Source organism: Rugamonas rivuli, from assembly GCF_009380165.1.
Lineage (GTDB): Bacteria > Pseudomonadota > Gammaproteobacteria > Burkholderiales > Burkholderiaceae_D > Rugamonas > Rugamonas rivuli.
The window spans coordinates 417613-444451 of record NZ_WHUF01000006.1 but is presented as its reverse complement, the minus strand read 5'-3'; the positions used below and the strand labels follow the sequence as shown (position 1 = coordinate 444451).

25 protein-coding genes are annotated in these 26839 nt (G+C 65.1%); 11 read left to right on the top strand and 14 right to left on the bottom strand.

Features of this window, described 5'->3' with window-relative positions:
• Window positions 1-3: 3 nt before the first annotated feature.
• From fusA to rpsL, 3 genes are all read right to left on the bottom strand, one after another.
• Entirely contained in the window at window positions 4-2109 is a 2106-nt protein-coding gene (gene fusA, locus GEV01_RS23515) for an elongation factor G (protein WP_152807907.1), read from the bottom strand.
• A 114-nt stretch (window positions 2110-2223) separates the two neighbouring features.
• Window positions 2224-2694, bottom strand: coding sequence for a 30S ribosomal protein S7 (rpsG, locus tag GEV01_RS23510; RefSeq protein WP_008444271.1), 471 nt, complete (start codon window positions 2692-2694; stop codon window positions 2224-2226).
• A gap of 149 nt (window positions 2695-2843) precedes the next feature.
• Complete coding sequence (rpsL, locus tag GEV01_RS23505) at window positions 2844-3227, bottom strand: 30S ribosomal protein S12 (protein WP_008444270.1); 384 nt, start codon at window positions 3225-3227, stop codon at window positions 2844-2846.
• Between the two features lie 291 nt (window positions 3228-3518).
• Here rpsL and GEV01_RS23500 point away from each other — a divergent pair, with 291 nt between their 5' ends.
• The gene (locus GEV01_RS23500; protein ID WP_152807906.1) at window positions 3519-5486 is read left to right on the top strand and encodes a phosphoethanolamine transferase; all 1968 of its coding nucleotides are present in this window, start codon (window positions 3519-3521) and stop codon (window positions 5484-5486) included.
• Between the two features lie 15 nt (window positions 5487-5501).
• On the opposite strand, the gene GEV01_RS23495 is transcribed toward GEV01_RS23500, so the two are convergent.
• Window positions 5502-5867: a VOC family protein gene (locus GEV01_RS23495; protein ID WP_152807905.1), complete on the bottom strand. Its 366-nt coding sequence runs from the start codon at window positions 5865-5867 to the stop codon at window positions 5502-5504.
• Between the two features lie 77 nt (window positions 5868-5944).
• Here GEV01_RS23495 and GEV01_RS23490 point away from each other — a divergent pair, with 77 nt between their 5' ends.
• Window positions 5945-6250, top strand: coding sequence for a helix-turn-helix domain-containing protein (locus tag GEV01_RS23490; RefSeq protein WP_217428479.1), 306 nt, complete (start codon window positions 5945-5947; stop codon window positions 6248-6250).
• A gap of 4 nt (window positions 6251-6254) precedes the next feature.
• Here the strand turns inward: GEV01_RS23490 and GEV01_RS23485 are convergent, their stop codons facing one another.
• The 9 genes from GEV01_RS23485 to GEV01_RS23450 form a co-directional block, all read right to left on the bottom strand.
• The gene (locus GEV01_RS23485) at window positions 6255-6719 is read right to left on the bottom strand and encodes a DUF2269 family protein (protein WP_152807904.1); all 465 of its coding nucleotides are present in this window, start codon (window positions 6717-6719) and stop codon (window positions 6255-6257) included.
• A complete protein-coding gene (locus tag GEV01_RS23480) occupies window positions 6719-7984 on the bottom strand; it encodes an SDR family oxidoreductase (protein WP_152807903.1) in 1266 nt (421 codons plus the stop codon). Before GEV01_RS23480 ends, GEV01_RS23485 begins: the two co-directional genes overlap by 1 nt.
• A gap of 14 nt (window positions 7985-7998) precedes the next feature.
• Window positions 7999-9441, bottom strand: a complete 1443-nt coding sequence (locus GEV01_RS23475; RefSeq protein ID WP_152807902.1) for a TIGR01777 family oxidoreductase — start codon at window positions 9439-9441, stop codon at window positions 7999-8001.
• Window positions 9438-10058 (bottom strand): DUF4166 domain-containing protein, encoded by a 621-nt coding sequence (locus GEV01_RS23470; protein ID WP_152807901.1) that lies wholly within the window; start codon window positions 10056-10058, stop codon window positions 9438-9440. The genes GEV01_RS23475 and GEV01_RS23470 overlap by 4 nt, the downstream gene beginning before the upstream one ends.
• A complete protein-coding gene (locus GEV01_RS23465; RefSeq protein ID WP_152807900.1) occupies window positions 10055-10507 on the bottom strand; it encodes a cell division protein in 453 nt (150 codons plus the stop codon). Before GEV01_RS23465 ends, GEV01_RS23470 begins: the two co-directional genes overlap by 4 nt.
• A gap of 47 nt (window positions 10508-10554) precedes the next feature.
• Window positions 10555-10683, bottom strand: coding sequence for a hypothetical protein (locus tag GEV01_RS31350; protein WP_268878371.1), 129 nt, complete (start codon window positions 10681-10683; stop codon window positions 10555-10557).
• 1 nt (window position 10684) lies between these two features.
• Complete coding sequence (locus tag GEV01_RS23460) at window positions 10685-11212, bottom strand: GbsR/MarR family transcriptional regulator (protein ID WP_152807899.1); 528 nt, start codon at window positions 11210-11212, stop codon at window positions 10685-10687.
• A gap of 104 nt (window positions 11213-11316) precedes the next feature.
• Window positions 11317-11757, bottom strand: coding sequence for a DUF4214 domain-containing protein (locus GEV01_RS23455; RefSeq protein ID WP_152807898.1), 441 nt, complete (start codon window positions 11755-11757; stop codon window positions 11317-11319).
• 119 nt (window positions 11758-11876) lie between these two features.
• Window positions 11877-13427 (bottom strand): MutS-related protein, encoded by a 1551-nt coding sequence (locus tag GEV01_RS23450; RefSeq protein ID WP_152807897.1) that lies wholly within the window; start codon window positions 13425-13427, stop codon window positions 11877-11879.
• Window positions 13428-13620: 193 nt separating this feature from the next.
• On the opposite strand from GEV01_RS23450, the gene GEV01_RS23445 reads away from it, so the two are divergent.
• From GEV01_RS23445 to GEV01_RS23405, 9 genes are all read left to right on the top strand, one after another.
• The gene (locus tag GEV01_RS23445; RefSeq protein WP_152807896.1) at window positions 13621-14889 is read left to right on the top strand and encodes an efflux RND transporter periplasmic adaptor subunit; all 1269 of its coding nucleotides are present in this window, start codon (window positions 13621-13623) and stop codon (window positions 14887-14889) included.
• Window positions 14890-14910: 21 nt separating this feature from the next.
• Complete coding sequence (locus GEV01_RS23440) at window positions 14911-15639, top strand: ABC transporter ATP-binding protein (RefSeq protein WP_008444242.1); 729 nt, start codon at window positions 14911-14913, stop codon at window positions 15637-15639.
• A gap of 10 nt (window positions 15640-15649) precedes the next feature.
• Entirely contained in the window at window positions 15650-16966 is a 1317-nt protein-coding gene (locus GEV01_RS23435; protein WP_152807895.1) for an ABC transporter permease, read from the top strand.
• Between the two features lie 9 nt (window positions 16967-16975).
• Window positions 16976-18211, top strand: a complete 1236-nt coding sequence (locus tag GEV01_RS23430) for an ABC transporter permease (RefSeq protein WP_152807894.1) — start codon at window positions 16976-16978, stop codon at window positions 18209-18211.
• Between the two features lie 55 nt (window positions 18212-18266).
• Window positions 18267-19613: a sigma-54-dependent transcriptional regulator gene (locus GEV01_RS23425; protein ID WP_152807893.1), complete on the top strand. Its 1347-nt coding sequence runs from the start codon at window positions 18267-18269 to the stop codon at window positions 19611-19613.
• A gap of 56 nt (window positions 19614-19669) precedes the next feature.
• A complete protein-coding gene (locus GEV01_RS23420; protein WP_235914536.1) occupies window positions 19670-21028 on the top strand; it encodes a sensor histidine kinase in 1359 nt (452 codons plus the stop codon).
• A gap of 215 nt (window positions 21029-21243) precedes the next feature.
• Complete coding sequence (locus tag GEV01_RS23415) at window positions 21244-21747, top strand: FxDxF family PEP-CTERM protein (RefSeq protein ID WP_328595604.1); 504 nt, start codon at window positions 21244-21246, stop codon at window positions 21745-21747.
• Between the two features lie 80 nt (window positions 21748-21827).
• A complete protein-coding gene (locus tag GEV01_RS23410) occupies window positions 21828-22601 on the top strand; it encodes a spermine/spermidine synthase domain-containing protein (protein WP_152807891.1) in 774 nt (257 codons plus the stop codon).
• Window positions 22602-22831: 230 nt separating this feature from the next.
• Window positions 22832-25267 (top strand): TonB-dependent receptor plug domain-containing protein, encoded by a 2436-nt coding sequence (locus tag GEV01_RS23405; RefSeq protein ID WP_152807890.1) that lies wholly within the window; start codon window positions 22832-22834, stop codon window positions 25265-25267.
• On the opposite strand, the gene pdxR is transcribed toward GEV01_RS23405, so the two are convergent.
• Window positions 25264-26751, bottom strand: a complete 1488-nt coding sequence (gene pdxR / locus GEV01_RS23400) for a MocR-like pyridoxine biosynthesis transcription factor PdxR (protein WP_152807939.1) — start codon at window positions 26749-26751, stop codon at window positions 25264-25266. The genes GEV01_RS23405 and pdxR overlap by 4 nt on opposite strands.
• Between the last annotated feature and the right edge of the window lie 88 nt (window positions 26752-26839).

Below are 26839 nucleotides of genomic sequence, written 5' to 3'. Positions count from 1 at the left end.
AAATTACTTAGCTTTAGCGGTAACGATCGCGTCGATAACGTGCTTAGGCGCTTCCGAGTAGTGCTTGAATTCCATCGTGTAGGTAGCGCGACCTTGCGTTGCGGAACGCAGGGTGGTCGAGTAACCGAACATTTCCGACAGAGGCACTTCAGCTTTGATGATCTTGCCACCGCCGCCTGGGATCTCGTCCATGCCCTGCACCATACCGCGGCGGGACGACAGATCGCCCATCACGGTACCGGCGTAGTCTTCCGGCGTTTCCACTTCCACAGCCATCATCGGCTCCAGAATAACTGGCGACGCTTTGCGGCAGCCTTCTTTGAACGCCATCGAAGCGGCCATCTGGAACGCGTTTTCGTTCGAGTCCACATCGTGGTACGAACCGAAGAACAGCGTTACCTTGACGTCGACCACTGGGTAGCCAGCCAGAACGCCGGTGTTCAGGGTGCCGCGCACGCCTTTTTCCACCGCAGGGATGTATTCGCGAGGAACGGTACCGCCCTTGATCGCGTCAACGAATTCGAAGCCCTTGCCTGGTTCTTGCGGTTCGATCTTCAGAACCACGTGACCGTATTGACCACGACCACCCGACTGCTTGACGAACTTGCCTTCGGATTCTTCGCACGATTTGCGGATCGTTTCGCGGTATGCAACCTGTGGCTTGCCGACGGTCGCTTCCACGCCGAATTCGCGCTTCATACGGTCAACGATAATTTCCAGGTGCAGCTCGCCCATACCACCGATGATGGTCTGGCCCGACTCTTCGTCGGTTTTCACGCGGAACGAAGGATCTTCCTGAGCCAGACGGTTCAGTGCCAGACCCATTTTTTCCTGGTCAGCCTTGGTCTTTGGTTCCACAGCCTGTTGAATCACCGGCTCTGGGAAGACCATGCGCTCCAGCACGATGATCGAGGTCGGATCGCACAGGGTTTCGCCGGTGGTCACGTCTTTCAGACCAACCGCAGCGGCGATGTCGCCGGCGCGCACTTCTTTGATCTCTTCGCGCTGGTTAGCGTGCATCTGCAGAATACGACCCAGACGCTCTTTGCGGCCTTTGACCGAGTTGTACACGGTGTCGCCCGAATTGATGGCGCCCGAGTACACGCGGAAGAAGGCCAGCTGGCCGACGAACGGGTCGGTCATGATCTTGAAAGCCAGCGCCGAGAACTTCTCGTCGTCCGATGCTTTACGGGTGGTTGGCTGTTCGTCCTCGTCGGTACCGCCGACGTCGTCGATGTCCAGTGGCGACGGCAGGTATTCGATGACCGCGTCCAGCATGGCCTGTACGCCCTTGTTCTTGAAGGCGGTACCGCACATCATAGGAACGATTTCGGAAGCGATGGTGCGTTCGCGCAGCGCTTTCTTGATCTCGGCTTCCGACAGGTCGCCTTCTTCCAGGTACTTGTTCATCAGGTCTTCGGACGCTTCAGCAGCGACTTCAACCATCTTCTCGCGCCACTCGGCTGCCGACTCGGCCAGCTCAGCTGGGATCTCGACGTAGTCGAACTTCATGCCCTGGGATGCTTCGTCCCACAGGATGGCTTTCATCTTGACCAGATCGATCACGCCTTTGAAGTTTTCTTCAGCGCCGATAGGGATCTGGATCAGGACCGGGTTCGCCTTCAGGCGAGCGCGCATCTGCTCGTAGACCTTGAAGAAGTTGGCGCCGGTACGGTCCATCTTGTTGACGAAGGCCAGACGTGGCACTTTGTACTTGTTGGCCTGACGCCATACGGTTTCCGACTGTGGCTGTACACCGCCCACTGCGCAGTAAACCATGCAAGCACCATCCAGCACGCGCATCGAGCGTTCAACTTCAATGGTGAAGTCAACGTGGCCCGGGGTGTCGATGATGTTGATGTGGTGCTCAGGGAAGTTGTTAGCCATACCTTTCCAGAAGCAGGTCGTCGCTGCCGAGGTAATGGTAATGCCGCGCTCTTGTTCCTGCTCCATCCAGTCCATGGTGGCGGCGCCATCGTGAACTTCACCGATCTTGTGGTTCACGCCCGTGTAGAACAGAACGCGTTCGGTGGTGGTGGTCTTACCTGCATCGATGTGAGCGGAGATACCGATATTGCGGTAGCGCTCGATGGGGGTCTTGCGGGCCATAATTATTCCTAAATCTTTTAATGGACAAAACCGAGCGCCATTTTTGCTGACAAAAATGAGCCCGGCCTCGAACAACAGATAACAGCCAGACCACGAAGGGCCCGGCCGATTTGATTAGAAGCGGAAGTGCGAGAACGCCTTGTTCGCTTCTGCCATACGGTGCACTTCATCACGCTTCTTCATCGCACCGCCGCGGCCTTCAGCCGCTTCCATCAGCTCACCGCCGAGGCGTTGTGGCATGGATTTTTCGCTGCGCTTGTTTGCAGCTTCACGCAGCCAACGCATGGACAGAGCCATACGACGCACTGGGCGCACTTCAACCGGCACCTGGTAGTTTGCACCACCGACGCGACGGGATTTTACTTCAACCAGTGGCTTGGCGTTGTTGATCGCGGTTGCGAACACTTCCAGCGGGTCTTTGCCCGACTTGGCGGCGATGTGCTCGAAGGCACCGTAGATGATGTTTTCTGCGACCGATTTTTTACCGGACAGCATCAGAACGTTCACGAACTTCGCGACATCCGTGTTGCCGAATTTTGGATCCGGCAGAATCTCGCGCTTGGGTACTTCACGACGACGTGGCATATCAATTCCTTTCAATCTTCAGTTGAGGTGCGCAGATATGGGATTCGCACTCTCGCGGAGGGCCATCATAGCCATCCACTTACTCGACCAATTGCGGTCGATTACATTCACTTAGTATGTTGCCACTGAGCGAAAACTTTTAATGCAGATTACTTCTTGGCTTGCTTGGCACGCTTGGTACCGTATTTCGAGCGAGCTTGCTTACGGTCTTTAACGCCCTGGGTATCCAGTGCACCGCGAACCATGTGGTAACGCACACCTGGCAAGTCTTTTACACGACCGCCGCGCAGCAGAACAACGCTGTGCTCTTGCAGGTTGTGGCCTTCACCGCCGATGTACGAAATTACTTCGAAACCGTTGGTCAGACGCACTTTGGCCACTTTACGCAGAGCCGAGTTAGGCTTCTTAGGAGTGGTGGTGTACACACGGGTGCAAACACCGCGCTTTTGCGGGCTGTTTTCCAGCGCCGGCGATTTGCTTTTCACGGTCAGAGCGACGCGTGGATTGCGAATCAGTTGATTGATGGTTGGCATCGTTATAAACCCAACAAAATTACAACATTAATAACCCGGACCGGAGTCCGGCGACTAAAACCTAGTCCCGACTTACAGGCACAACGGAGGCGCGAATAGCCACTCGCGAGGAGCGGCCTGAAACAGCGTATACGATGTGCAGAATAAATTGAGAACTCGCGAGTATAGACGTGGTCTGGGCACCAGTCAATCTATTTCGCGGCGGAATGCGGCCCCGCGGGGCAAGCAAACACTAGCTGAAAGGTCAAGAAACGCTTGATAATAGCAGACAATATCCAACGCCTCTTCTTTATGCGACCTTTGCTGCGCCCCGCCCCCCTGTTCGTCCTTGCAAGCTATCTGTTGCTGTCGCTGGTCCCCTGCGTGCCCCTGCTGCTGGGACGGCAAGTGCCGGAGCTCAGCCACATCCTGCTGGTCGAGCTGCTGGCCTGGGTCGCGGCCTGGAGCGTGCTGCAGCGGCCGGCCTGGTTCCACTGGCTGCTGATCCCGGCCTTCCTGGCGCTGCCGACCGAGCTCTACCTGTTCCTCTACTACGGCCAGGGCATCTCCACCCACCACCTGGGCATCATCGCCGAGACCAGCCCCAAGGAGGCGCTGGAATTCCTCGGCCGCAAAGTGTGGCTGATGGGCGCGGTGATGCTGCTGGTGATTTTCTGGTGGATCGCGGTGCAGGTCGCCGCCCGCCGCAGCCCGGCGCTGGCCTGGCGCGGCAAGTCGCGCTGGGCCGCGCTGCTGTTGCTGGCGGCCGGGGTGGCGCTGTGGAGCTACGGCTGGGAATTCGGCGTGCGCGCCAAGCCGGCGGCGCAAAAGACGGTGGCGGCCGCCAGCGGCGCCAGGCCGGCCGGCTCGGCGCTGGGCTCGGCCATCGGATCGGCGCTCAGTTCGGCGCTCAGCCATGTCGGCATCACCGCCTCGGCCGGCTCGGCCGACAGCGCGTCCGACGAGGCCGAGGAAGAAGAGGATGCCGAAGAGGACAGCTCGCCCGAACACGCCGCCATCGCCGGCGCCGGCCGCACCGGCTGGCAGTGGTCGCAACTGCCGTGGTGGATGCGCTCGCCGCTGGGCTTCGACAACTTCGCCTCGTCGTGGCCGTTCGGCCTGACCGCGCGCGGCGTCGACTTCTATAAAGAGCGCGAATACCTGGCCGACCTGGGCGAGCGCAGCAGCAGCTTCAGCTTCAAGGCGCATCAGCCGGAAAAGAACGACACGCCGGAAATCGTCATCATGGTGATCGGCGAATCGTCGCGCTACGACCGCTGGGGCATCAACGGCTACGAACGCGACACCACCCCGCTGCTCAAGCAGGAGGCCAACCTGGTCACGCTGCCGGACGTCATCACGGCCGTGTCGGCGACGCGCTTGTCGGTGCCGGTGATCATCTCGCGCAAGCCGGCCATGCAGAGCCTGAAGGACGGCTTCTCGGAGAAATCCTTCCTCACCGCTTATAAAGAGGCGGGCTTCAAGACGTGGTGGCTGTCGAACCAGATCTCGTTCGGCCAGTTCGACACGCCGGTGTCGGTGTTCGCCAAGGAAGCGAACGTGATCCAGTTCATGAACCTGGGCGGCTTCACCAACAACTCCAACTTCGACCAGATCCTGCTGGAGCCGCTGCAGCACGCCATCGCCGATCCGGCGCCGAAGAAGCTGATCGTGCTGCACACGCTGGGCAACCACTGGAACTACAGCCAGCGCTACCCGAAGGAATTCGACAAATGGCAGCCGTCGCTGCTGGGCGTCGACAAGCCGGTCTACACCGACACCAAGATCAAGCCGCAGCTCAACAACAGCTACGACAACTCCATCCTGTACACCGACTGGTTCCTGTCGCAGGTGATCCACCAGCTGAAGGATACGCAGCAGCTGACCTCGATGGTCTACGTGGCTGACCACGGCCAGACGCTGTACGACAACAGCTGCAACCTCGCCTTCCACGGCCACAACACGCAGTTCGAATTCCACGTGCCGGCGCTGGTGTGGTACTCGGACGAGTACAGGACGCGCTATCCGGAAAAGGTGAAGCAGCTGGTGCGCCACCGCAAGGCGCGGCTGGCGACGGAAAACATCTTCCACACGCTGCTGGACCTGGGCGATATCCAGTACGACGACGAGCGCCTGGAATGGAGCTTCATCAGCAAGCAGTTCAAGCAGCACAAGCGCTACGTCGACAGCTACGGCTGGAGCAACTACGACAACGCCAGCTTAAAGGGCGACTGCCGCGAAGTGATCGACAAGGGCAAGCCGCTGAAGCAGGAGAAGTAAGCGGGCGGAGCGGGGTCAGCTCGACGACAGCACGAAGGTGTTGCCGTCCGGGTCGCGGAATTTGGCGAAGGTGCCCCACGGTTGCCTGGTCGGCGGCTCGACGAACTCCACGCCGCGCGCGCTCAGCTGGCGGTGCGTGGCTTCGACGTTGTCGCAGGCCAGCGAACCGTTGAAGAAGGTGCCGATGCGGTCCTCATGGCCGTCCGGCGTGAACAGCACCACCCGCGTCTGCGAATGCGCGATGCGCAGCTCGATCCAGCGCTGGCCCGGCCCCATCGGCTGGTCGGTGGCGATCTCGAAACCCAGTTGCTCGGTGTAGAACTTCAGCGCGCGGTCCTGGTCGCTGACCGGGATGCCGACAAATTTCACCATGGTGATCATGGCATGCTCCTGTGTGGATGACGATGGCACATTCTACCGGCGCCAGTCCGCCCGCTATAGTATTCCGTGCTACAGTAATGAGTACCATGCATAGCGACCACTTCGATCCCTACGTCCTCAACGTACTGATGCCCGACCTGGTCGGCCACGACCGCAGTCCGGCGGCCTTCGTCGTCTATCTCTACCTGCTCGGCAAGAGCACGCGCGCCAGGCGCGACACCATCGTCGCCAGCCTGCAGACCATCGCCACCGAAACCGGCTTGTCCAAGTCGGCCGTGCAGATCGCCTTGCGCCTGCTGAAGCGGCGCGGCCTGCTCGACGCCGCAGTGGCAGCCACCGTCACCCAGCCCGCGCGCCGCGTGCTCAAGCCCTGGATACGATAGGCGTTCAGGCAGGTTTATGCACCATCAGCCAATAGACCACCAACAAGCCGGCGAAGGCCGGGAAGCCGAGCGCGGTCCAGACTTTCTCGTAACGCCAATAGCGCGCAGGCAGCGCTTCGCCGCTGTGCGCGGCAGCCACCGCCATGTCGCGCATCCGCAGTTGCAGCCAGACCACCGGCAGCCAGCAAGCGCCGGCCAAAACGTATAACGCTATCGACCAAACTATCCACGTCGACGTGAACGGGAAGCCTGCCAGATGGATCATCCACAAACCCGACAGCGACTGGATGATGACGGCCGGCGTGGTGAACCACCAGTCGGCCTTGGCGACCAGCCGCGTCACTACTGCCATCGCCTGCACATTGCCGCTGCGGTTGACAAAGAACATATAGAACGCCGTGCCGAAGCCGGTGCCAAACATCAGCGTGGCCGACAGGATGTGCAGCCATTTGATCGCAAGGTAGTCCATTATTTACTCACTCTCCACATCAGGAACATCAACGCCAGCAAGGGCAGGTTCTTGCTCAGCGGGCCAAACGGATGCAGCCAGAACGCAGGCAGGCAAACGCTCATGATGACGGTGTAGCCGCCCGCCAGCGCCAGCTGCGCCGCCCACAGCCAGCGGCGCGGTCGCAGCAACAGCAGCACGCCGACGCCGGCATCCATGAGGCTGGCCGCCAGCAGCATCGGCTCCTGCAGGCCGGTCGGCACGCCGCAGGCCGCCAGCCAGGCCGCGCTTTCCGCATGCGGCCAGCCGAACCATGAGACCCACGCGGTGATCAACCACAGCATGGCGACCACCATCGTCACCAGCGGCTCGGCCCACGACCACGCTGCGGCGATGCGCAGCGCCGGCCGCGTGAACCGCGCCGGATCGCGCAGCGGACGCCCCAGCAGCGCGGCAACGGGAGCCGCGTCGGCGGTATTGCCGCCGTCGGCGCTTTGCGCCAGCATCCGCAGCGATTCCGGCGTCAGCGCGCTCGATGGCATCAACGTCGCCGCGCGCGCGACCAGCCGCGCTATCGGCATCGGCAAATCCAGCACCAACGACGGCGCTGCCTGCATGCCGCCGCGCAGCGCGCCGAGATAGCCGGCCATCGTCGTCGCCTGCGGACCGACCGCCGCCAGCACACGCGGCGCCTCACCCTCCATCGTCACCAGCTTGAGCACCACAGCCGCAAGGTCGTCGACGTGGATCGCCTGCACCTTGGCCTCATGTGCCTTCGGCAGCATCAGCAGCGGCAAGGTCGCCAGCATGCGGAACATGACGCTGCTGGCGCCATCTTCGCCATACACCAGCGACGGCCGGACGATGGTAGCGCTGAGCCCACGCGCCAGCAGATCGGCATCCGCCGCGCCCTTGCTGCGCCAGTAGCCTGTAGCCGCGTCCGGGTGGCTGCCCAGCGCAGACATCTGCACCACGCGCCGCACGCCGAGGCGCTCGCAAGCCGCGAACAGGGCCACCGGCGCGGCGCGGTGCAGGCGGTCGAAATCGCCGGCCTGCACTTCGCGGATGATGCCGACGCAATTGACCACCGCATCCACACCGGCCAGCACTGGCAGCCAGTCGCCTTCATTGGCCATGCTGCCGAAGTCCATCTCGACCCAGTCTTCGGGGCGCTCATCGGCGGGACGGTGGCGGCTGGCGCCAATCACGGTGCAGCCGTCAGCGCGCAAGGCCCGCAGCACATGGACGCCAATCAACCCTGTCGCCCCAAGTATCAGTACTCTCATGCCTACTCCGTCAGTTATTCAAGGTTGCGCAGCGCGCCGTCCAGGTGCGGATAGCGGAATGCATAGCCTTCCTCCAGCAGCCGCGCAGGGGCGACCCGCTGGCCTTCCAGCAGCAAGTCGGACTGCTCTCCCAGCACCAGCCGCATCGGCCAGCCCGGCGTGGGGAATCCGCACGGACGACGCAGCACGCCAGCCGCCACGCGGCTGAACCGCGCTTGCGTCAGGCTCTCCGGCGCGGTGAAGTTGTAGACGCCGGCCCCGCCCGTGCGGCACAGATGCGCAATGCCGCCGATCACGTCGTCAACGTGTATCCACGACAGCCATTGCGCACCGCCTCCCAGCGGCCCACCCAGCCCCAGCTTGATGGGCAGCAGCATCATCGGCAGCGCGCCCTGCGTGCCCAGCACCAGTCCGAAACGCGTGCACGCCACCCGCACGCCATGGGCTAGCGCGCCTTGCGCCGCCTGCTCCCATTCGCGGCACAGGTCGGACATGAACATCGGCTGCGGCGCGTCGCCCTCGGTCAGCACGGCATCGTCGCCTCGCCGCTGGATGCCGTAGTAGCCGATGGCCGATGCCGATACCATCAACGCCGGCTTGTGTTCGGCGGCGGCGATCCAGGCCACCAGCTTGTCCGTCAGTCCGACACGGCTGGCGCGCAGCGCCGCCCGCCGCGCCGCCGTCCAGCGCCAGCCCAGGATGCGCGCACCCGCCAGGTTGATCACCACATCGAAACGGCGCGACGATGGCAACTGCGCCATGCTGCCCACGCAATCGACGCGGCCATCGAACAGCCACGCCGCCTGGCGCGCTTGCCGGGTCAGCACGGTCACGCGGTGGCCGTCACGCAGCAGCGCATGCACCAGGCGCTGGCCGATAAAACCGGTGGCGCCGGTGATCAGGAAACTGCGATCCGCCCCGCCGAAGTTGACCTTCGCCTGCTCGCGCAACGCCAACCTGCCAATGGCCCGCGCGGCAAACGCATCCCGCACGCCGGACAAGCCGACGCCCACGCCGCACAGCGCCAGAAACACGCTCAAGCCGCCATGCGGTTGCCACGCCAACGCCGTCGGCATCGCCCACCACCCGGGCGTGTTCAGCGCCAGCAGCGCGATGAAGGCGCCGCCGTTCATCGCCAGCACGGTGTGGGTCACGCGCTCGGTCGCCGGCAGCAGGCGCGTGCGGTCCTCGACCACGAAGTCCCACAGGGTCAGCACGATCTCTATCGTGAACACGGCCAGCAGCACCAGCGCCCACGCGCCGTGGAACGCCCACCCGGCCAGGCCGATGAACAAGGCGCTGTAGATCGTCGCCCGCACCGCGTGGATAGCCAGCTCGCGGCGTGCGGTGGCGCGGCCGGGCAAGGCCTCGGTCAGCTCGTGGTGGTACAGCGTGTCGAAGGCCCCCAGGCAGCCCTGGAAAGCCATCAGTTGCAGCGCCAGCAAATGGGTATTCATGCGATCACCTCCCGGAACACGCCCGCCTGCGTGAAGGTCGTGCCGAACAGCGCATGGCGGATCTCGATGCGGATGTCGAATTGGTTGGCGTTGTTATTGCGGTGGCAAAGATAGGTCTTGCCCGGCGTGAGCACGCCCGGCAGCGGAATGCGCACGCCCAGCACCTGCCAGAAGTAGCCGTCGCTTTCGAAATGCAAATTGCCGTCGCGGACGTCCAGCACCAGCTTCATGCCCAGCCCCATGCCGACATACTCCAGCACCTCGCCCTTGCGGCTCTCCGCCATGAAGGAAGTGAACATGACCGGCTTGCGGCCGTTGAGCCGGTAAATGCGCTGCTTGAAGATCGACGCGCAATCCGGCTTCGAATAGACCTGGATATCGACCGGGAAATCGGCGTCGTTGTACGGCATCAGCGCGCCCTGAATCAGCGGCATGGTCAGGTAGCCCAGCACCCGTCCGATGCCGGAGCAGGTCAGCTCGCTCAGGCGGCCGGTGTAGTTCAGCGGCTTGCCCGGCGCCGGATTCTTGTCGAAGCGGGCCTGGATATCGGGATGCAGCCGGCACCATTCCGGCCCCAGGATTTTCTTGAACAGCTCACCTTCGGAGGGGATCATCATGCCTTTGTCTTTCCATGCTTGAACGCCAGGTCGAATTTGCACAGCCACAGCAGCGGCGGCAGCATGACCGCCAGCGCCAGCGTATCGATCCACACATTGATCCAGCAATGCGCGCGCGCCGAGATCAACATGTCCTGCGGCGCCCACACCAGCAGGCCCAGGATCAGCATGGCCCAGGCAAAGGCGTTGCGCTGCTTGTCGCCGATGACAGCCAGGCCGGCCATCCAGATCGCCGCCGCCTGCACCGTGGGACCGAACAGCGAGATCCACCACACATGCAGCGCCTTGCCGGCGGCCGGCGCATCCGCGCCGAAGAAGAAGTCCTCGATGCCGCGACGGTAGCCTTCCGTGACAGCCGCCCCCGCACACAGCGGCAGCAGCACGCCGACCACCAAGTGCGCCGCCACCGTCATGTAGATCCACCGCACCAGCCAGGTTCTCGTCGTCATGATGTTGTCCGTGATTTCTGTAAAAACAGAAATATCAAGTGAAAAAATTAGCGCAAAGGATGCTTGTAAGCGCACACGCCATCGGCACAAGCCGGATGGCCCAGCCAGCCGGAGATGCGATAGCGGTTGCGGGCGAAACCGCAGTGGCCGTCGTAGTACAGCGTCAGCGCGCTCATGTCAGTCGCCTCCCAGCAGCTTCGCCACCTTGCCGCCCATTTTCAGGAAGCGCTGCATGGTGGCGGGCGGCAGGTGTTTGTAGTCGCCGTAGGTGGCAGTCAGCATTTCGAGGAAAGCCAGCACCTGGTCCATCTTGACCTTGGTGGCCTGTTCCAGCGCGGGATCGTTGCCGGCTTCCAGCGCGCATTCGCGCAGCACGGTCAGCGTGGGGTCGATCTCGCGCTTCTTGCGCTCTTCGACGATGACGCGGAAGATTTCCCACACATCCTGCAAGGCGACGAAGTGGTCGCGGCGGTCGCCCGCGATGTGGGCGATGCGCACCAGCCCCCAGCCTTGCAGCTCCTTCAGGCTGTTGCTGACGTTGGAGCGCGCCACGGTCAGCGTGTCGGCGATCTCCTCGGCCGGCAGCGGGCGGTTGGACAGGAACAGCAGCGCATGAATCTGCGCCACCGTGCGGTTGACGCCCCAGCGCGTGCCCATCTCCCCCCAGTGCAGGATGTACTTTTGGATGGTCGGCGCGAGCGTCATGGAATTTCCTTAATTTCTGTCATTACAGAAATCATAGGCCAATTTTTTGGGGAAATCAACTCCGCAACCGGATTGCCTGGATCCGGTTGCGGATGCCGGCCAGCTTAGGCGATGGCGACGTCGTGCACTTCGTGCGATTGCACGCCCACCAGTTGCACTGGCAGGGCGTTGGTGACTTTCTGCATCAGATGCTGCAGATCGGCGCCGGTGGCGGCATCGGCGATTTGCATGATGACGTCGGAGGTCGGGGTGTGGTTGACCAGGGCGTCCATGAATTTATAGCCCCATACGTTCAGTTCCTGCATGCTGGCATGGTGGTCGAACATGTTCATGAAAGCATGGTCGACGCTGCTGTCCACACCGGTGGACCACTGCGTCGTGAAGTTCGCCTTGTACTCGGCCGAGTTTTCCATGGCGTGGGCGACTTGGGTGATGGTCGCGCCGTTGTTGACTGCATTGACGTAAAACTGCAGGCCGCCGGCATCGGCAGGGCGATTGAAGAATTCAATGTACAGCTTTTCGATTTCGAAAGTCGTGGACGACATGGGTATTGCCCTCAAAAGTATGGTTAAGTTTCAGGACATTGCATGCATTGGTCTCTTTATAAGAAACCAATTTTTACTTATATGCAATTCAAATATACTAACCTTACTTTTTAAATAACTCAATCGAAAAAACCGCCCGCCCGGGATACGGGGCTATGCGCCTGCGTGCTCAGCCAATCGAACACGCGTCCGGCCTTGGCCGAGATCGCCTGATCGAAACCACGCGCCGCCAGCAGCGAAATACCGTTCGTTTCCTGCAGCACGCCGGGCGCCACGCGCAAGCCATCGCCCACGCGGCTGACGCACCACGGCGCCAGGCGGTCTTCCAGCAGCGGCGCCAGCACCAGGTTGTGCGAGGAGACGATCACCGTGCCCCGCTGCGACAGCGTGTGCAGCACGGCCGCCGCCGCCGAGATCGATTCCAGGTGATTGGTGCCACGGAAGATCTCGTCGATGATGAACACGGCCGGCGCGCGCTCGGCCAGCGCCAGCAGCTCGCGCGCCCGGCGCAGTTCGGCGATGTACAGGCTCTCGCCGCCTTCCAGCGCATCCTCGCTCTGCATGCTCGAATACACCGGCAGCAGCGGCGTGACGGCCCGCTCCGCATAACAGAAGCCGAAGGCGCGCGCGAGGATCAGGTTCAGCCCCACCGTGCGCAGCAAGGTGCTCTTGCCGATGCCGTTCTGCCCGGAGATAAAGGCGCCCTGCCCCGCCAGCGCGAACGTCAGCGGCTCGGCCTGCGCCAGCAGCGGATGCACCACCTGCTCCAGCGCCACGGCGCCGCCCTGCTCGGCCCAGCAGTAGCGCGGCGTCTGCGCCAGGTGCCGGGCCAGCGCCAGGTCGGCCTCCAGCGCCGCCACCCGCTCAAAGCTGGAGCGCAGCAGCGCCAGCTCGGCGCGCACCGCGTCGCGGCTGGCGAAGTAGTGGCGCACATTCATCAGCCACAGCCAGTCGCGGTACTCGCGCATGCCCGGCAGGTTGCCGACCGCCGACTGCGCGATGCGGCGATTGAGCTTGCCCGCCCGGGCCGCGTCCTCGCGCAGGCCGGCGGTCAGCGGATCGTCCAGCGCGGCCAGCAGGCTGTGGGCGCGCAGCATCTGCTGCAATGTGGCCAGGATGCGCGTCCACTCCTCCACCGCCTCGTGGTAGTGCACCTGCACCACCGTCAACAGCAGCCACAGCCCCAGCACCACGCCCCACAGCGCGACCACGCCGGTGGCCAGCGCCAGCACCACCGTCAGCAGCAGCGCCGGAGGCAGCCACGGCAGCAGCCCGGTCCAGCGCGGCGCCGGCGCAGGCTCGGCGCCGAACAGCGCCACGCTGATCTCGCGGTCGGCGCGGCGCAGGCCGGTGCAGGCGGCGTGCAGCTGCTGCCGTTGTCCGGCGTCCTGCGCCAGTGTCCGCACGCGGACGGCGGACGCCGCCACGCCGCCGCCATCTGCATGCAGCCGCCGGTGCAGTTCCTGCTGGCCGAAGATGCTGGTCTCCCGCGCCAGCTGCGCGCTGTACTGCGGCAGCAGCATGTCGTCCCAGGTTTGCTCGTCGAGCGCGTCGGCGTCGGGGTGGGCGGTGCGCCGGTACAGCGCGACGTCGCTGGGCACGAAGGGATAATCGACGACCGGCGCTTCGGCCGGCAACAGGAGGCGGGTCAGGCTGGAAAGCAGGCTCATTCGGTACTCGGGTGGGGGCGACAGCGCCACAGATGGTCACGCTTGACACTTTATCAAGCGCGGGCGGACAGCCCGGACGCCCGGACAGGCGTACGGACAATGAACGAAAACTGCAATATTCAATAAAATCAATGCCTTACAAGCTGGCACGCTTTCTGCATAATGTTGCATATCTCTACACATCGATACGACCATGATACGCGACACCTCCAATCAAGATGCAGTCATCGCCACCCCGAAAGGGCATGCCGTCAAGCGCCGCCTCGTTTTCGCCGTCGGAGCCATCGCCCTGGTGGCGGTGGCCTACGCCGTGCTCCACTCGTGGCGCGGCAGCGACCACTCGGTCAACATCTCGCGCCTGCGCATCGCCGAAGTGGGCCGCGGCACGCTGATACGCGACGCCGCCGTCAACGGCCGCATCGTCGCCGCCATCAGCCCGACGCTGTACTCCGCCTCGCCGGCGACGGTGACGCTGAAGGCCGCCGCCGGCGACACGGTCAAGAAAGGCGACATCCTGGCGGTGCTGGAATCGCCCGACCTGACCGATGCGCTCAAGCGCGAGCAATCGAGCTATCTGCAGCTGGAAGCCGAAGTCGCGCGCCAGCAGATCCTGGCCCGCAAGCAGAAGCTGCTGGCCCGCCGCGACGCCGACACCGCCGAGATCGACCGCCTGTCCGCGCTGCGCACGCTGGAGCGCTACAACGCCGTCTCCAACGAAGGCATCATCGCCAAGATCGAATACCAGAAGGCCAAGGACGCGCTGAACTCGGCCGAGATCCGCGCCAAGCACGCCGGCCAGGCGGCCGAGCTGGAAGGCGACAACGTCGCGCTGGAACTGAAGACCAAGATCAATGAGCTGGACCGCCAGCGCCTGTCGCTGGCCAACGCCCAGCGCCGCGTCGACGAGCTGACCGTGCGCGCGCCGGTGGACGGCTTCATCGGCACGCTGTCGGTGGCCAACCGCAGCGTGGTGCCGGCCAATGCGCCGCTGATGACGCTGGTCGACCTGTCGCGCCTGGAAGTCGAGCTGGAAGTGCCGGAGACCTATGTGTCCGACATCGGCCTGGGCATGAACGCCGAAGTCAACTACGGCACCGGCACCGCCGTCGCCAAGCTGTCGGCGCTGTCGCCGGAGGTGGTGAAGAACCAGGTGCTGGCGCGGGTGCGCTTCAGCAACGCCCAGCCGGCCGGGCTGCGCCAGAACCAGCGCGTCACGGCGCGCCTGCTGATCGACGAGAAACCCAACACGCTGATGATACAGCGCGGCCCGTTTGTGGAATCCGAAGGCGGCCGCTTCGCTTATGTAGTCCGGGACGGCATCGCCATCCGCACCCCGATCAAGATGGGCGCCACCAGCGTCTCCGCAGTGGAGATCCTCGGCGGTTTGAAACAGGGCGACAAGGTCGTCATCTCCGGCACCGAAACCTTCGAGAACGCCGAACGCGTCTCGATCAACCAATAACTTTTTTCCCAGAGGCCCTCCATGCTGCGCATGCAAAACCTGAGCAAAGTCTATCGTACCCACATGATCGAAACCCACGCGCTGCGCGGCTTCGAGATCAACGTCAAGCAGGGCGAGTTCGTCACCGTCACCGGCCCTTCCGGTTCCGGCAAGACCAGCTTCCTCAACATCGCCGGCCTGCTGGAAGAATTCACCGACGGCGAGTACATCCTCGACGGCATCAACGTCAAGGGCATGGACGACAACGCCCGCTCGCGCCTGCGCAACGAAAAACTGGGCTTCATCTTCCAGGGCTTCAACCTGATCCCCGACCTGTCGCTGTTCGACAATGTCGACGTGCCGCTGCGCTACCGCGGCTTCAACGCCGCCGAGCGCAAGGAGCGCATCGAGGACGCGCTGGCCAAGGTCGGCCTGGCCTCGCGCATGAAGCACTACCCGGCCGAGCTGTCGGGCGGCCAGCAGCAGCGCGTGGCGATCGCGCGCGCGCTGGCCGGCTCGCCGAAACTGCTGCTGGCCGATGAACCGACCGGCAACCTGGACACCCAGATGGCGCGCGGCGTGATGGAGCTGCTGGAAGAGATCAACGCCCAGGGCACGACCATCCTGATGGTGACGCACGATCCCGAGCTGGCGGTGCGCTCGCAGCGCAACGTCCACATCATCGACGGCCAGGTGTCGGACCTGGTGCGCAAGGCGCCGTCGCTGTTCGACGCCAACGCCCACGCCGACGGCAAAACCCATGTCGCATAAGGAGCGCCATATGTTCCAATACTATTTCGTCCTGGGCCTGCGCAGCCTGCGCCGCAACCCGGCCCTGACCGCGCTGATGGTGCTGACGCTGGCCGTCGGCGTGGCCGCCAGCGTCGCCACGCTGACCATCCTGCACGTGATGTCGGGCGACCCGATCCCGCACAAGAGCGACCGCCTGTTCGTGCCGCTGGTCGACAACGGCCCGCCGCAAAGCTACAAGCCCGGCGACGAGCCCAACGACAACCAGCTGAGCTACACCGACGCCAAGAACTTCCTCAACAGCAAAGCGGCCGAACGCGCCACGGCCATCTACGGCGCCAGCGTGGCGGTCGAGCCGGAGCGCAAGGACATCGGCGTGTTCACCACGCGCGGCCTGGCCGTGGCCAGCGACTACTTCAATATGTTCGACGCCCCCTTCCGGCACGGCCAGGCCTGGAGCCCCGCCGACGACAAGGCCGCCGCCAACGTCGTGGTGCTGGGCCGCAAGCTGGCCGACAAGCTCTACGGCGACACCGACCCGGTCGGCAAGCGCATCACCCTGAGCAGCAAGCAATACCAGATCGTCGGCGTGCTCGACAAATGGACCGTGGTGCCGCGCTTCCACCGCATCATCGGCAGCGCCGACGGCGCCTTCAGCGACGAGGACGACATGTTTGTGCCGTTCACCACGGCGATCCGCAATGAAATACAGCGCAACGGCAGCACCAGCTGCACCGACGACATCGGCCCCGGCTACCAGGCCTTCATCGATTCCGAATGCACCTGGATCCAGTTCTGGTTCGAGACCCGCAGCGCCAGCGACCGCGCCAGCCTGCAGAACTACCTCGACAGCTACGCCGCCGAGCAGCGCAAGCTGGGCCGCCTGAAGCGCAACGCCGCCAACCGGCTGTACGACGTGCGCGAATGGCTGGACTTCATGAAGGTGGTCGGCAACGACAACAAGCTGTCGGCCTGGCTGGCGTTCGGCTTCCTGGTGCTGTGCCTGGTGAACACGATAGGCCTGCTGCTGGCCAAGTTCTCGGTGCGCGCCGCCGAGGTCGGCATCCGCCGCGCGCTGGGCGCCTCGCGCCGCGAGATCTTCCAGCAATTCCTGATCGAGACCACGGTGGTCGGCCTGGTCGGCGGCGTGCTCGGCCTGGCGCTGGCCTTCGGCGCGCTGGCGCTGATCGCGATGCAGTCGACGGCGCTGACGGTGGTGGCCCATATGGACTGGATCATGCTGCTGACCACCTTCGCGATGGCGGTGCTGTCGGCCGTGCTGGCCGGCCTGCTGCCGACCTGGCGCGCCTGCCAGGTCACGCCCGCCATGCAACTCAAATCCCAATAAGGAATCATCATGGAAATCCGTCCCATCCTGTCTGCGCTGCTGCGCAACAAGACCGGCCCCATCCTGGTGGCCGTGCAGGTCGCGCTGAGCCTCGGCATCCTGGCCAACGCGCTGCACATCGTGCAGGTGCGCCAGGCCGTGTCGGCGCGCGCCAGCGGCATCGCCAACGAAGCCGATGTCTTCACCGTGCAAGTGCGCCGCCTGCAAAAAGGCAACCACCAGGAACAGCTGGCGGCGCAGCACCGCGAAACCGACACCCTGCGCGCGGTGCCGGGCGTGCTCTCGGTGGCGTCCACCTCGCAGATGCCGCTGTCGCGCTCGGGCAACTACACCGGCGTGGCGACCGACCGCAAGCAATTCAAGTCCACCCTCACCACCAGCACCTTCGTCACCGCCGATTCGCTGGTGAAGACCTGGGGCCTGCAACTGGTCGACGGCCGCGACTTCCTGCCCGCCGAGGTGCTGGAGGTCGACGAGAACACCAGCAACGAGTTTCCCAAGGTCGCCATCATCACCCGCCAGCAGGGCGAGAAACTGTGGCCGGGCGCGGCCAGCTTCGTCGGCAAGACCTTCTACTTCGGGGTCGGCGACGACGCCAGGGACGCGCGCGTGGTCGGCGTGGTCGAACGGCTGCAATCGCCGAACGCCCAGATCGGCGAGCGCGGCGAATTCTCCACCATGGTGCCAACCCGCCTGACCGGCGACGACGCCAGCGTCTACACGCTGCGCGCCGAGCCGGGCCAGCTGGACCGCGTGGTCAAGGAGGCCGAGGCGGCGCTGCGCGCCTCGTCGCCGACGCCGGTGATCGTCAAGGTCAAGACCATGGTGGAACTGCGCCGCGACCGCTACCGTGCCGACAACGCGCTGGCGTGGATGCTGGTGACGGTCAGCGTGCTGCTGCTGCTGATCACCTCCAGCGGCATCGTCGGCATGGCCAGCCTGTGGGTCACGCAGCGCCGCAAGCAGATCGGCGTGCGGCGCGCGCTGGGTGCGCGCCGGCTCGACATCCTGCGCTACTTCATCACCGAGAACGTGATGATCACCAGCGTCGGCGTCGGCGCCGGCGTGCTGCTGGCGCTGGGCCTGAACCAGCTGCTGGTGAGCCAGCTGGAAATGGCGCGGCTGCCGGCCGGCTACCTGATCGCCGGCGCCGGCGTGTTCTGGGCGCTGGGCATCGCCGCCGTGTACGGCCCGGCCTGGCGCGCGGCGTCGATTTCGCCGGCCACCGCCACCCGCAGCGCCTAGCGTTCCAACGATGTTTGCCACACCGGGCATGCCGCGACAATGTTATGCTTACGGCATGCCTACCGTATTGATCATAGATGACAACGCCGCCGTCGCCATCGCGCTTGAAGTGCTGTTTTCGCTGCACGACATCGACGCGCTGCGCGCCGCCTCCCCCGAAGCCGGACTGGACATGCTGGAACGCCACAGCGTCGACCTGGTGCTGCAGGACATGAACTTCACCGCCGACACCACGTCCGGCGAGGAAGGCACGGCGCTGTTCCGCGCCATCCGCGAACGCCATCCCGAACTGCCGGTGATCCTGCTGACCGCATGGACCCACCTGGACGCGGCGGTCGACCTGGTCAAGGCCGGCGCCGCCGACTACCTGGCCAAGCCCTGGGACGACAACCGCCTGATCGCCACGGTCCACAATCTGATCGAGCTGGGCCAGACCAAGCGCGCGCTGCAGCAGCGCCTGCAGACCGAGCTGCGCCAGCGGCGCGAGCTCGAACGCGGCTACGACCTGCGCGGCATGGTGTGGCAAGACCCGGCCACCGAGCGCGTGGTGCACCTGGCCTGCCAGGTGGCGCGCGCCGACGTGCCGGTGCTGATCTCCGGCCCCAACGGCACCGGCAAGGAACGCATCGCCGAAATCATCCAGGCCAATTCCGCCGTGCGCGACGGCCCCTTCGTCGTGCTCAACTGCGGCGCGCTGCCGGCCGAGCTGATCGAGGCCGAACTGTTCGGCGCCGACGCCGGCGCCTACACCGGCGCCTCCAAGGCGCGCGAGGGCAAGTTCGAGGCGGCCGACGGCGGCACCCTGTTCCTCGACGAGATCGGCAACCTGCCGCTGGCCGGCCAGATGAAGCTGCTGCGCGTGCTGGAGACCGGCCGCTTCGAACGGCTCGGTTCCAACCGTGAGCGCCAGGTCAAGGTGCGCGTGGTCAGCGCCACCAACGCCGACCTGCAAGCGATGATACGGGCCGGCAGCTTCCGCGAAGACTTGTTCTACCGTCTCAACGTGATCGAGCTGCGGCTGCCGCCGCTGGCCGGCCGCCCGGCCGACATCCTGCCGCTGGCCCGGCACTTCCTCGGCGCCCATCAACACCTGCAGCTGCATCCGTCGGCGCAGGCGGCGCTGCTGGCCCATCCGTGGCCCGGCAATGTGCGCGAGCTGAAGAACGTCATGGCGCGCGCCGGCCTGCTGGCCACGGGCGACCTGATCAAAGTGGGCGACCTCGGCCTGCCGGCCGCGGCCGGCGCCGTGCTGGAAGACGGCGCGCGCGAACCCGACCGCGACGCCATCGGCCTGGCGCTGAGCCGCGCGGGCGGCGTGGTGGCCCAGGCCGCCGCCGAGCTGGGCCTGTCGCGCCAGGCGCTGTACCGCCGCATGGAGCGGCTGGGCATCGCCCGTCCCTGATGGGCGCCACGCCGCCGCCGGTACGCCCGCGCCCGCAAGGCATGCGCCCGACAGGCATGCGCCCAACAGGCATGCGCCTGTCGCTGTTGACGCGCTGGACGGCGCTGGTCGGCACGCTGCTGACGGTCGGCATCCTCATCGCGCTGACGCTGACCCATTTCTTCCCCGCCCATCCCGGCATGGTGCTGGCGGTCTGCCTGCTGTGCGTGCTGCCGATTTCCATCATCACCATCCGCGCCCAGCTCGAATACATGCTGTCGCTGTTCCGCGCGCTGACCGGCACCGTCACCAGCTACCAGGACGGCGACTTCTCGTTCAGCCTGCACTGGCCGCAGAACGACGAGCTCAGCGACCTGGTGGCGGCCCACAACACGCTGGGCGACGTGCTGCGCCAGCAGCGCCTGGACCTGGTGCAGCGCGAACTGCTGCTCGACACCATGGTGCAGAACACGCCGGTGGCCATGCTGCTGGTGCGCGAGGCCGGCCCCGTGGTCTACGCCAACATCGCCGCGCGCCAGCTGCTGCACCAGGGCCGCCGGCTCGAAGGCCACCGCCTCGACGACATCCTGGCGCAAGCCTCGCCGGCGCTGCGCGAAGCGATGGCGCGCGGCGGCGACGGCCTGTTCACCACGCGCGAGGCCGGCGGCGAGGGCCAGGAAGCGCTCGACCAGGAAGAGGTCTACCACCTGGCCCGCCGCAGCTTCAACCTGAACGGCCGCAAGCACGAGCTGCTGCTGCTGCGCCAGCTGACCATGGAGCTGCGCCGGCAGGAAGTGCAGACCTGGAAAAAAGTCATCCGCGTCATCAGCCATGAGCTGAACAATTCGCTGGCGCCGCTGACCTCGCTGGCCCACTCCGGCGCCGAGCTGGTGCGGCGCGGCCAGACCGAACGGCTGCCGCAAATCCTCGCCACCATCGAGGAGCGCACCCGCCACCTGGAAAGCTTCATCCTCGGCTATGCGCGCTTCGCCAAGCTGCCGGCGCCGCGGCTGGAGCTGCAATCGTGGCCGGCCTTCCTGGCCCAGCTGGCGGCCCAGGTCGACTTCACCATCGCCGGCGAGCCGCCCGCCGAGCCCTGCGCCTTCGATCCCTCGCAGCTGGAGCAGGCGCTGCTGAACCTGCTCAAGAACGCCCACGAATCGGGCTCGCCGGCCAGCCAGGTCAGCCTGGAGGTGCGGCGCCTGCACGACGCCGTGCGCATCGACGTGCTCGACCGCGGCCCCGGCATGAGCGACACCGTGCTGACCAATGCGCTGGTGCCGTTCTACTCCACCAAGCGCAGCGGCACCGGCCTGGGCCTGGCGCTGGCGCGCGAAATCGCCGAAGCCCACGGCGGCCGCATCACGCTGGCCAACCGCGACGGCGGCGGCCTGACCGTCACGCTGGTGTTGCCGGTGTCGGCAATCAGCAACTAAAGCGTCATTACTAAATTGAAATTATGTTGATATTTTGCACAACGGAAATTGACTATTTGCAATTTTCCATTGTTCAGCCCGGGAGTTAGCCGCGCCCTATGATTCTTGCCCGCGCGATAAAAAAATAGCCGATTGACATCGAAAATCCCCAGGCGTAATTTGGTCCGGTAGTCCGGGGGTTTCATGAATCAAGTCTTACATTTCGCGGGGATAATATGAAATTAAAATCAATATTGGCAGCCGGCTTAATGGCGGCCGCGGCAGGGGGGGCGATGGCGAACAATTACGCGCCAGCGGTAGTCGCCATGGCCGGCGGCCCGTCCAACTGGACCGTTCCGTTCGGCACGTCGCATATCGACGGCCTGTCTTTCGTCGATACCTACACCTTCTCCTATTCCGGCCTGCCAGGCACGGCGCAAGGCTTCTTCGCCAACCTGGCCAATTTCTCGCCACCGTCGCCGACCATGATCAACTTCAGCTGGGCCGACATCAACGGCGTGCCGCTGCCGATCTTCAATGGCTTCGTCTCGGGCAGCGTGTTCTTCGGCGTACCGGTGAACGGCCTGATCACGCTGACCATCATCGGCAACGATATCGGCCACGCCAGCTATGCCGGCACGCTGGACATCACCTCGGCCGTGCCGGAACCCGCCACCTACGGCATGCTGCTGGGCGGCCTGGCGCTGGTGGGCCTGGTTGCGCGACGCCGCAAGTCTTGAGCGCCACGCCCCTTAAAAAGACGCTGCGGCGTCTTTTTTTACGCCGCACGCGCGGCCGGGCGGGCTGGTAAACTAGCGCCATGTCACTCGCCAACACCTCCCCCTCCCGCTTCGACGCCCCCGGCCATCCGCCCGCCACCATCACCGAATTCCAGGGCGTGCGCAGCCTGCACCTCGGCACCTCCTGGGTGCAGGGCGCGATGCGGCTCGCCAAGCCCGACCACATCGAGCTGGAATACGTGCAGATGATGATGATGTGGCTGCTGTTCAACGACCAGCCGCGCCACATCGTCCAGCTGGGCCTGGGCAGCGCCGCGCTGACCAAGTTCTGCTACCGCCGCCTGCCGGACGCGCGCGTGACGGCGGTCGAGCTCAACCCCAATGTGATCGCCATCTGCCACGCGCAGTTCGGCCTGCCGCCCAACGACGCCCGTCTGAACGTGATGGAAATGAACGCCATGGATTTCGTGCTCGACCCGGCCAACCATGGCAGCGTCGACATCCTGCAGGTGGACTTGTACGACGAAGAGGCGCGCGGCCCGGTGCTGGACTCGCCCGAGTTCTACCAGGCCTGCTTCGACACCCTGCGCGACGGCGGCATCATGACCACCAATGTGTTCGGCGACTTCGCCAACTACGACAAGAACCTGCAGGCGATGGAACTGGTGTTCGACGCCGTGGTCTGGCTGCCCGAGGTGCACGACGCCAACATCGTGGTGATCGCCTTCAAGCAGTCGCCGGTGCTCGATTTCAGCGTGCTGTACGAGCGCGCCGGCGCCATCAAGAAGAGCCTGAACCTGCCGGCCAAGTCCTGGGTCAACGGCTTGAAGGGGTGGATGCTGGACCAGCAATAGGATGGGGCCCAGGCGCCGGTTTGATGCGTGCGCACCACAATATTGCACCGTTTTGCAGCAGCCCGTCGGCCAGATTACGCCAAGTCGTCGTATAACGCACGCAATATTGTCAAATGTGCATATTTCGCAACAATGTGGTGCATGCCGCGTTGCAGCACACTCAGCCGCCAAGCTAGTATTTTTCTCGACGCCGCTATCCGCGTGTGCGTCCACTAAAACGAGAGAGATACATGACAAGAGCACCTCACTTCAAACGCACGCTGGTAGCCAGCGCCATTCTGCTGCTGGCCGCCGGCCAGGCCAGCGCCCAGACCGCCGCCGCCGACGCGCCGGCCCCCGAACAGACCGTGGTCGTGCTGGGCTCGCGCTCGGTGGCCAAGACCGCGCTCGACACCTCGGCCCCGGTCGGCCTGATCAGCCTGAAAGACATGCAGACCGCCGGCCCGCTGGAACTGGGCAAGCTGCTGCAGACGCTGGACCCGTCGTTCAACTTTTCCAGCACCTTCATCAGCGACGGCACCGATTCGATCCGCCCTGCCACGCTGCGTTCGCTGGGGCCTGACCAGGTCCTGGTGCTGGTCAACGGCAAGCGCCGCCACCAGCAGGCGCTGGTGAACGTGCAGCAAACCATCGGCCGCGGCTCGGCCGGCACCGACATCAACGCCATTCCGCTGGGCGCCATCCACCATATCGAGGTGCTGCGCGACGGCGCCGCCGCCCAGTACGGCTCGGACGCGATCGCCGGCGTGATCAACATCGTGCTGAAGTCGCAAGTCAACGAGACCCAGTTGAGCGGCAGCTACGGCACCACCTCCGAAGGCGACGGCGACCTGTACTCGGGCACCGCCAACACCGGCTTCGCGCTGGGCCAGGACGGCGGCTTCATCAACCTGACCGCCGAAGCGCGCAAGCGCGGCGAAACCAACCGCGCCGGCCCGGATTCGCTGCGCACCCAGCCGGGTCCGCCGCGCGTGACCCAGCACATCGGCGACAGCAACACCAAGGACGGCTATCTGTGGTGGAACGCCGCGCTGCCGATCGACAAGGCCAGCGAGTTCTACGCCTTCGGCGGCATCTCCAAGCGCAAGAGCGATTCCTACGGCTTCTTCCGCTCGGCCGGCGACGACCGCACCATTCCATCGCTGGCGCCGAACGGCTACCTGCCGTCCATCCACACCGACATCAAGGATGCCTCGTTCGCCTTCGGCTACCGCCGCGACCTGCCGAACGACTGGAAGGCCGACGTCAGCATCAACTACGGCGCCAGCGAGCTGGGCTTCCATGAAGCGGACAGCGTCAACGTCAGCTACTGGTACGAGAAAAAGGCCGACGGCACCATCTACGGCGAATCGCCGCGCGACGCCAACACCGGCACGCTGAAGTTCAACCAGCTGACCTTCAACGCCGACGTCAAGGGCCCGGTCAAGTTCGGCGACAGCAGCGTGTTCCTGGCCACCGGCTTCGAGTACCGCGCCGACCATTACCAGATCGTCGCCGGCGACCCGGTCTCCTACCAGTACGGCCGCACCAACAACCCGGCCATCGCCATCACCACCCCGAGCGGCGCCACCGCCGCCTCCGGCATCCAGGGCTTCCCCGGCTACACGCCGGCCACCGCCGTCGATTCGGGCCGCCACAACATCGCGCTGTTCCTCGACGCCGAAACCAAGCCGGTCGACACCCTGACCCTGGCCGGCGCCGTGCGCTATGAAAAATACTCGGACTTCGGCAGCACCGTCACCGGCAAGCTGAGCGCCCGCTTCGATCCGACCAAGCAGATCGGCTTCCGCGGCAGCCTGTCGACCGGCTTCCGCGCGCCGAGCGTGCAGCAGGAGTTCTACAGCTCGGTCTCGACCAACCTGAACAACGGCGTGCTGACCGAAACCCTGACCGCGCGCCAGGGCAGCGCCGTCACCAAGGCCTTCGGCATCGCCCCGCTGAAAGAGGAAACCTCGACCAGCGGCAGCGTCGGCATGGTGCTGCGTCCGGCGAAGAATATGTCGCTGACCGCCGACCTGTACGAGATCAAGATCAAGGACCGCATCGTGTTCTCCAGCGAGATCGCGCCGGAAGCCGGCGGCGGCCCGATCGCCAACATCCTCAAGCCGTTTGCCGTGGGCCAGGCGCAGTTCTTCACCAACGCGGTCGACACCCGCACGCGCGGCCTGGACATCGTGGCCGAGCATACGTCGAAGTTCGCGGCGTCGACGCTGGTGCTGTCGGGCCAGCTGGGCTTCAATAAAACCGAAGTCACCAAGCGCCACTCGACCTCCTCGGTGCTGACCGGCGAGCAGCTGTTCGACAAGTCGCAAGTGACCTTGATCGAACACGGCCAGCCGCGCAAGCACCACGTGATCGCCGCCGACTACACCGCCGGCCAGTGGAACCTCAACACCCGCGCCAACTACTACGGCGAAGTGGAAGCGGAGAACTTCAGCCCGCTGCAGAAGTGGGATGCCAAGTGGCTGGTCGACGCCTCGGTACGCTATGCCTACACCAAGCGCACCTTCTTCAGCATCGGCGTGAACAATCTGTTCAACCAGCTGCCGTCGGAGTGGACCAACGGCGGCAACTTCCCGAAACTGGGCTTCACCCGCTGCTGGGAAACCTGCCCGATCGGCGTCAACGGCCGCTCGATGTACGTGCGCGCCGACACCGCGTTTTAATGTCGTCTTGAACGGTTGGCGGCGAAGGCCGCCAGGTGCAGTATCGCCGCCAACTGTTTGACCAGTCCCTCCATCCGCTCGGCCGGCACTTGTGCGTAGCCGAGCATCAATCCCCTCCAGCCCGACACGCCCTGCGTATCCTTGCCGCTCAGCGGCTCGGCGACGATGCCGTGCTCCAGCGCCTGCGCGCTGATCGCGTGGTCGTCCAGTTCAGGCAGCGTGAAGCGCAGCGCCAGGTGCATGCCGGCCGAGCCGCCGTGCACCGTCGCCACCGATCCCAGATGTTGTTCCAGCGCCGCCACCAGCGCGTCGCGCCGCTGCCGGTACAGCCGCCGCATGCGGCGCAGGTGCAGGGCGAACTGGCCGCTGCGCAGGAACTCCGCCAGCGCCAGCTGCTCCGCCACGCGCCCGCGCGCCGACGACTGCGCGCGCATCTGCGCGAAGGACTCGGCCAGCCACGGCGGCACCACCACGAAGCCGATCCGCAGCGACGGGAACATGGTCTTGCTGAAGGTGCCCAGGTAGACCACCGGCGCGTCCGGCGCCAGGCCCTGCATGGCCGGCAGCGGCGCGCCGTCGTGGCGGAATTCGCTGTCGTAGTCGTCCTCGATGACCAGCGCGCCGGCCTCGCGCGCGGCGGCGATCAGCGCCAGCCGGCGGCGCAGGCTGAGCACGCCGCCCACCGGATACTGGTGCGACGGCGTGGTGTAGACCAGGCGCGGCGGGCGCAGCAGCCAGTCGTCGGCGCTGGCCACCATGCCGTCGTCGTCGATGTCGATGCCGGCCACGTTCAGGCTGGCCGCGCGCGCCGCCGCCAGCGCGCCGCCGTAGCCGGGGTTCTCGATCCAGATGGTGTCGCCGACATCGGCCAGCGCGCGCATGCACAGATCCAGGCTGCTCTGCGTGCCGTCGGTGATGAACACCTGGGCGGCGTCGCACACCACGCCGCGCGCGGCGCGCAGGTGGTCGGCGATGGCTTCGCGCAGCAGCGGCTCGCCGGCCGGGTCGCCGTAGTTGAGCTGCTCCACCGTCATCGCGCGCCAGGCCCGTTCCAGCATGCGGCGCCACAGCGTCAGCGGAAAATGGTCGAGCGCCGGCACGCCGGGCACGAAGGCGCCCATCATCTCGGCCGGTCCAGGCTGCGGCCGCAGCGCCAGCGCGCGCTGCGACAGGCCGGCCTGCGGCGTGGCCGCGTGCCGCTGCGCCGCAGGCTTGCGGTCCGGCGCCACCGCGGCCACCACGGTGCCGCGCCGGTCGGTGGTGACGTAGCCTTCGCTGGCCAGCTGCTCGTAGGCGTACAGCACGGTGTTGCGGGCCAGGCCCAGTTCCTCGGCCAGCGCGCGCGAGGCGGCCAGCCGCGTGCCCGCCGCCAGCGTGCCGCTGCGGATCGCCGCGCGCAGGCATTCGTGCAGCAGGCGCTGGCGCGGCCAGCCGCGATGGCGGTTCTGGTCGGCATAGCCGTCGATCAGCAGGGCGATATCCATTCTTGGTTCCATGAAAAGCTGCTTTTCCGGAGCATATTCCGGAGCCAGCCCGTCATTATATGGCGATCCCCGTTCCCGACGCGTCATC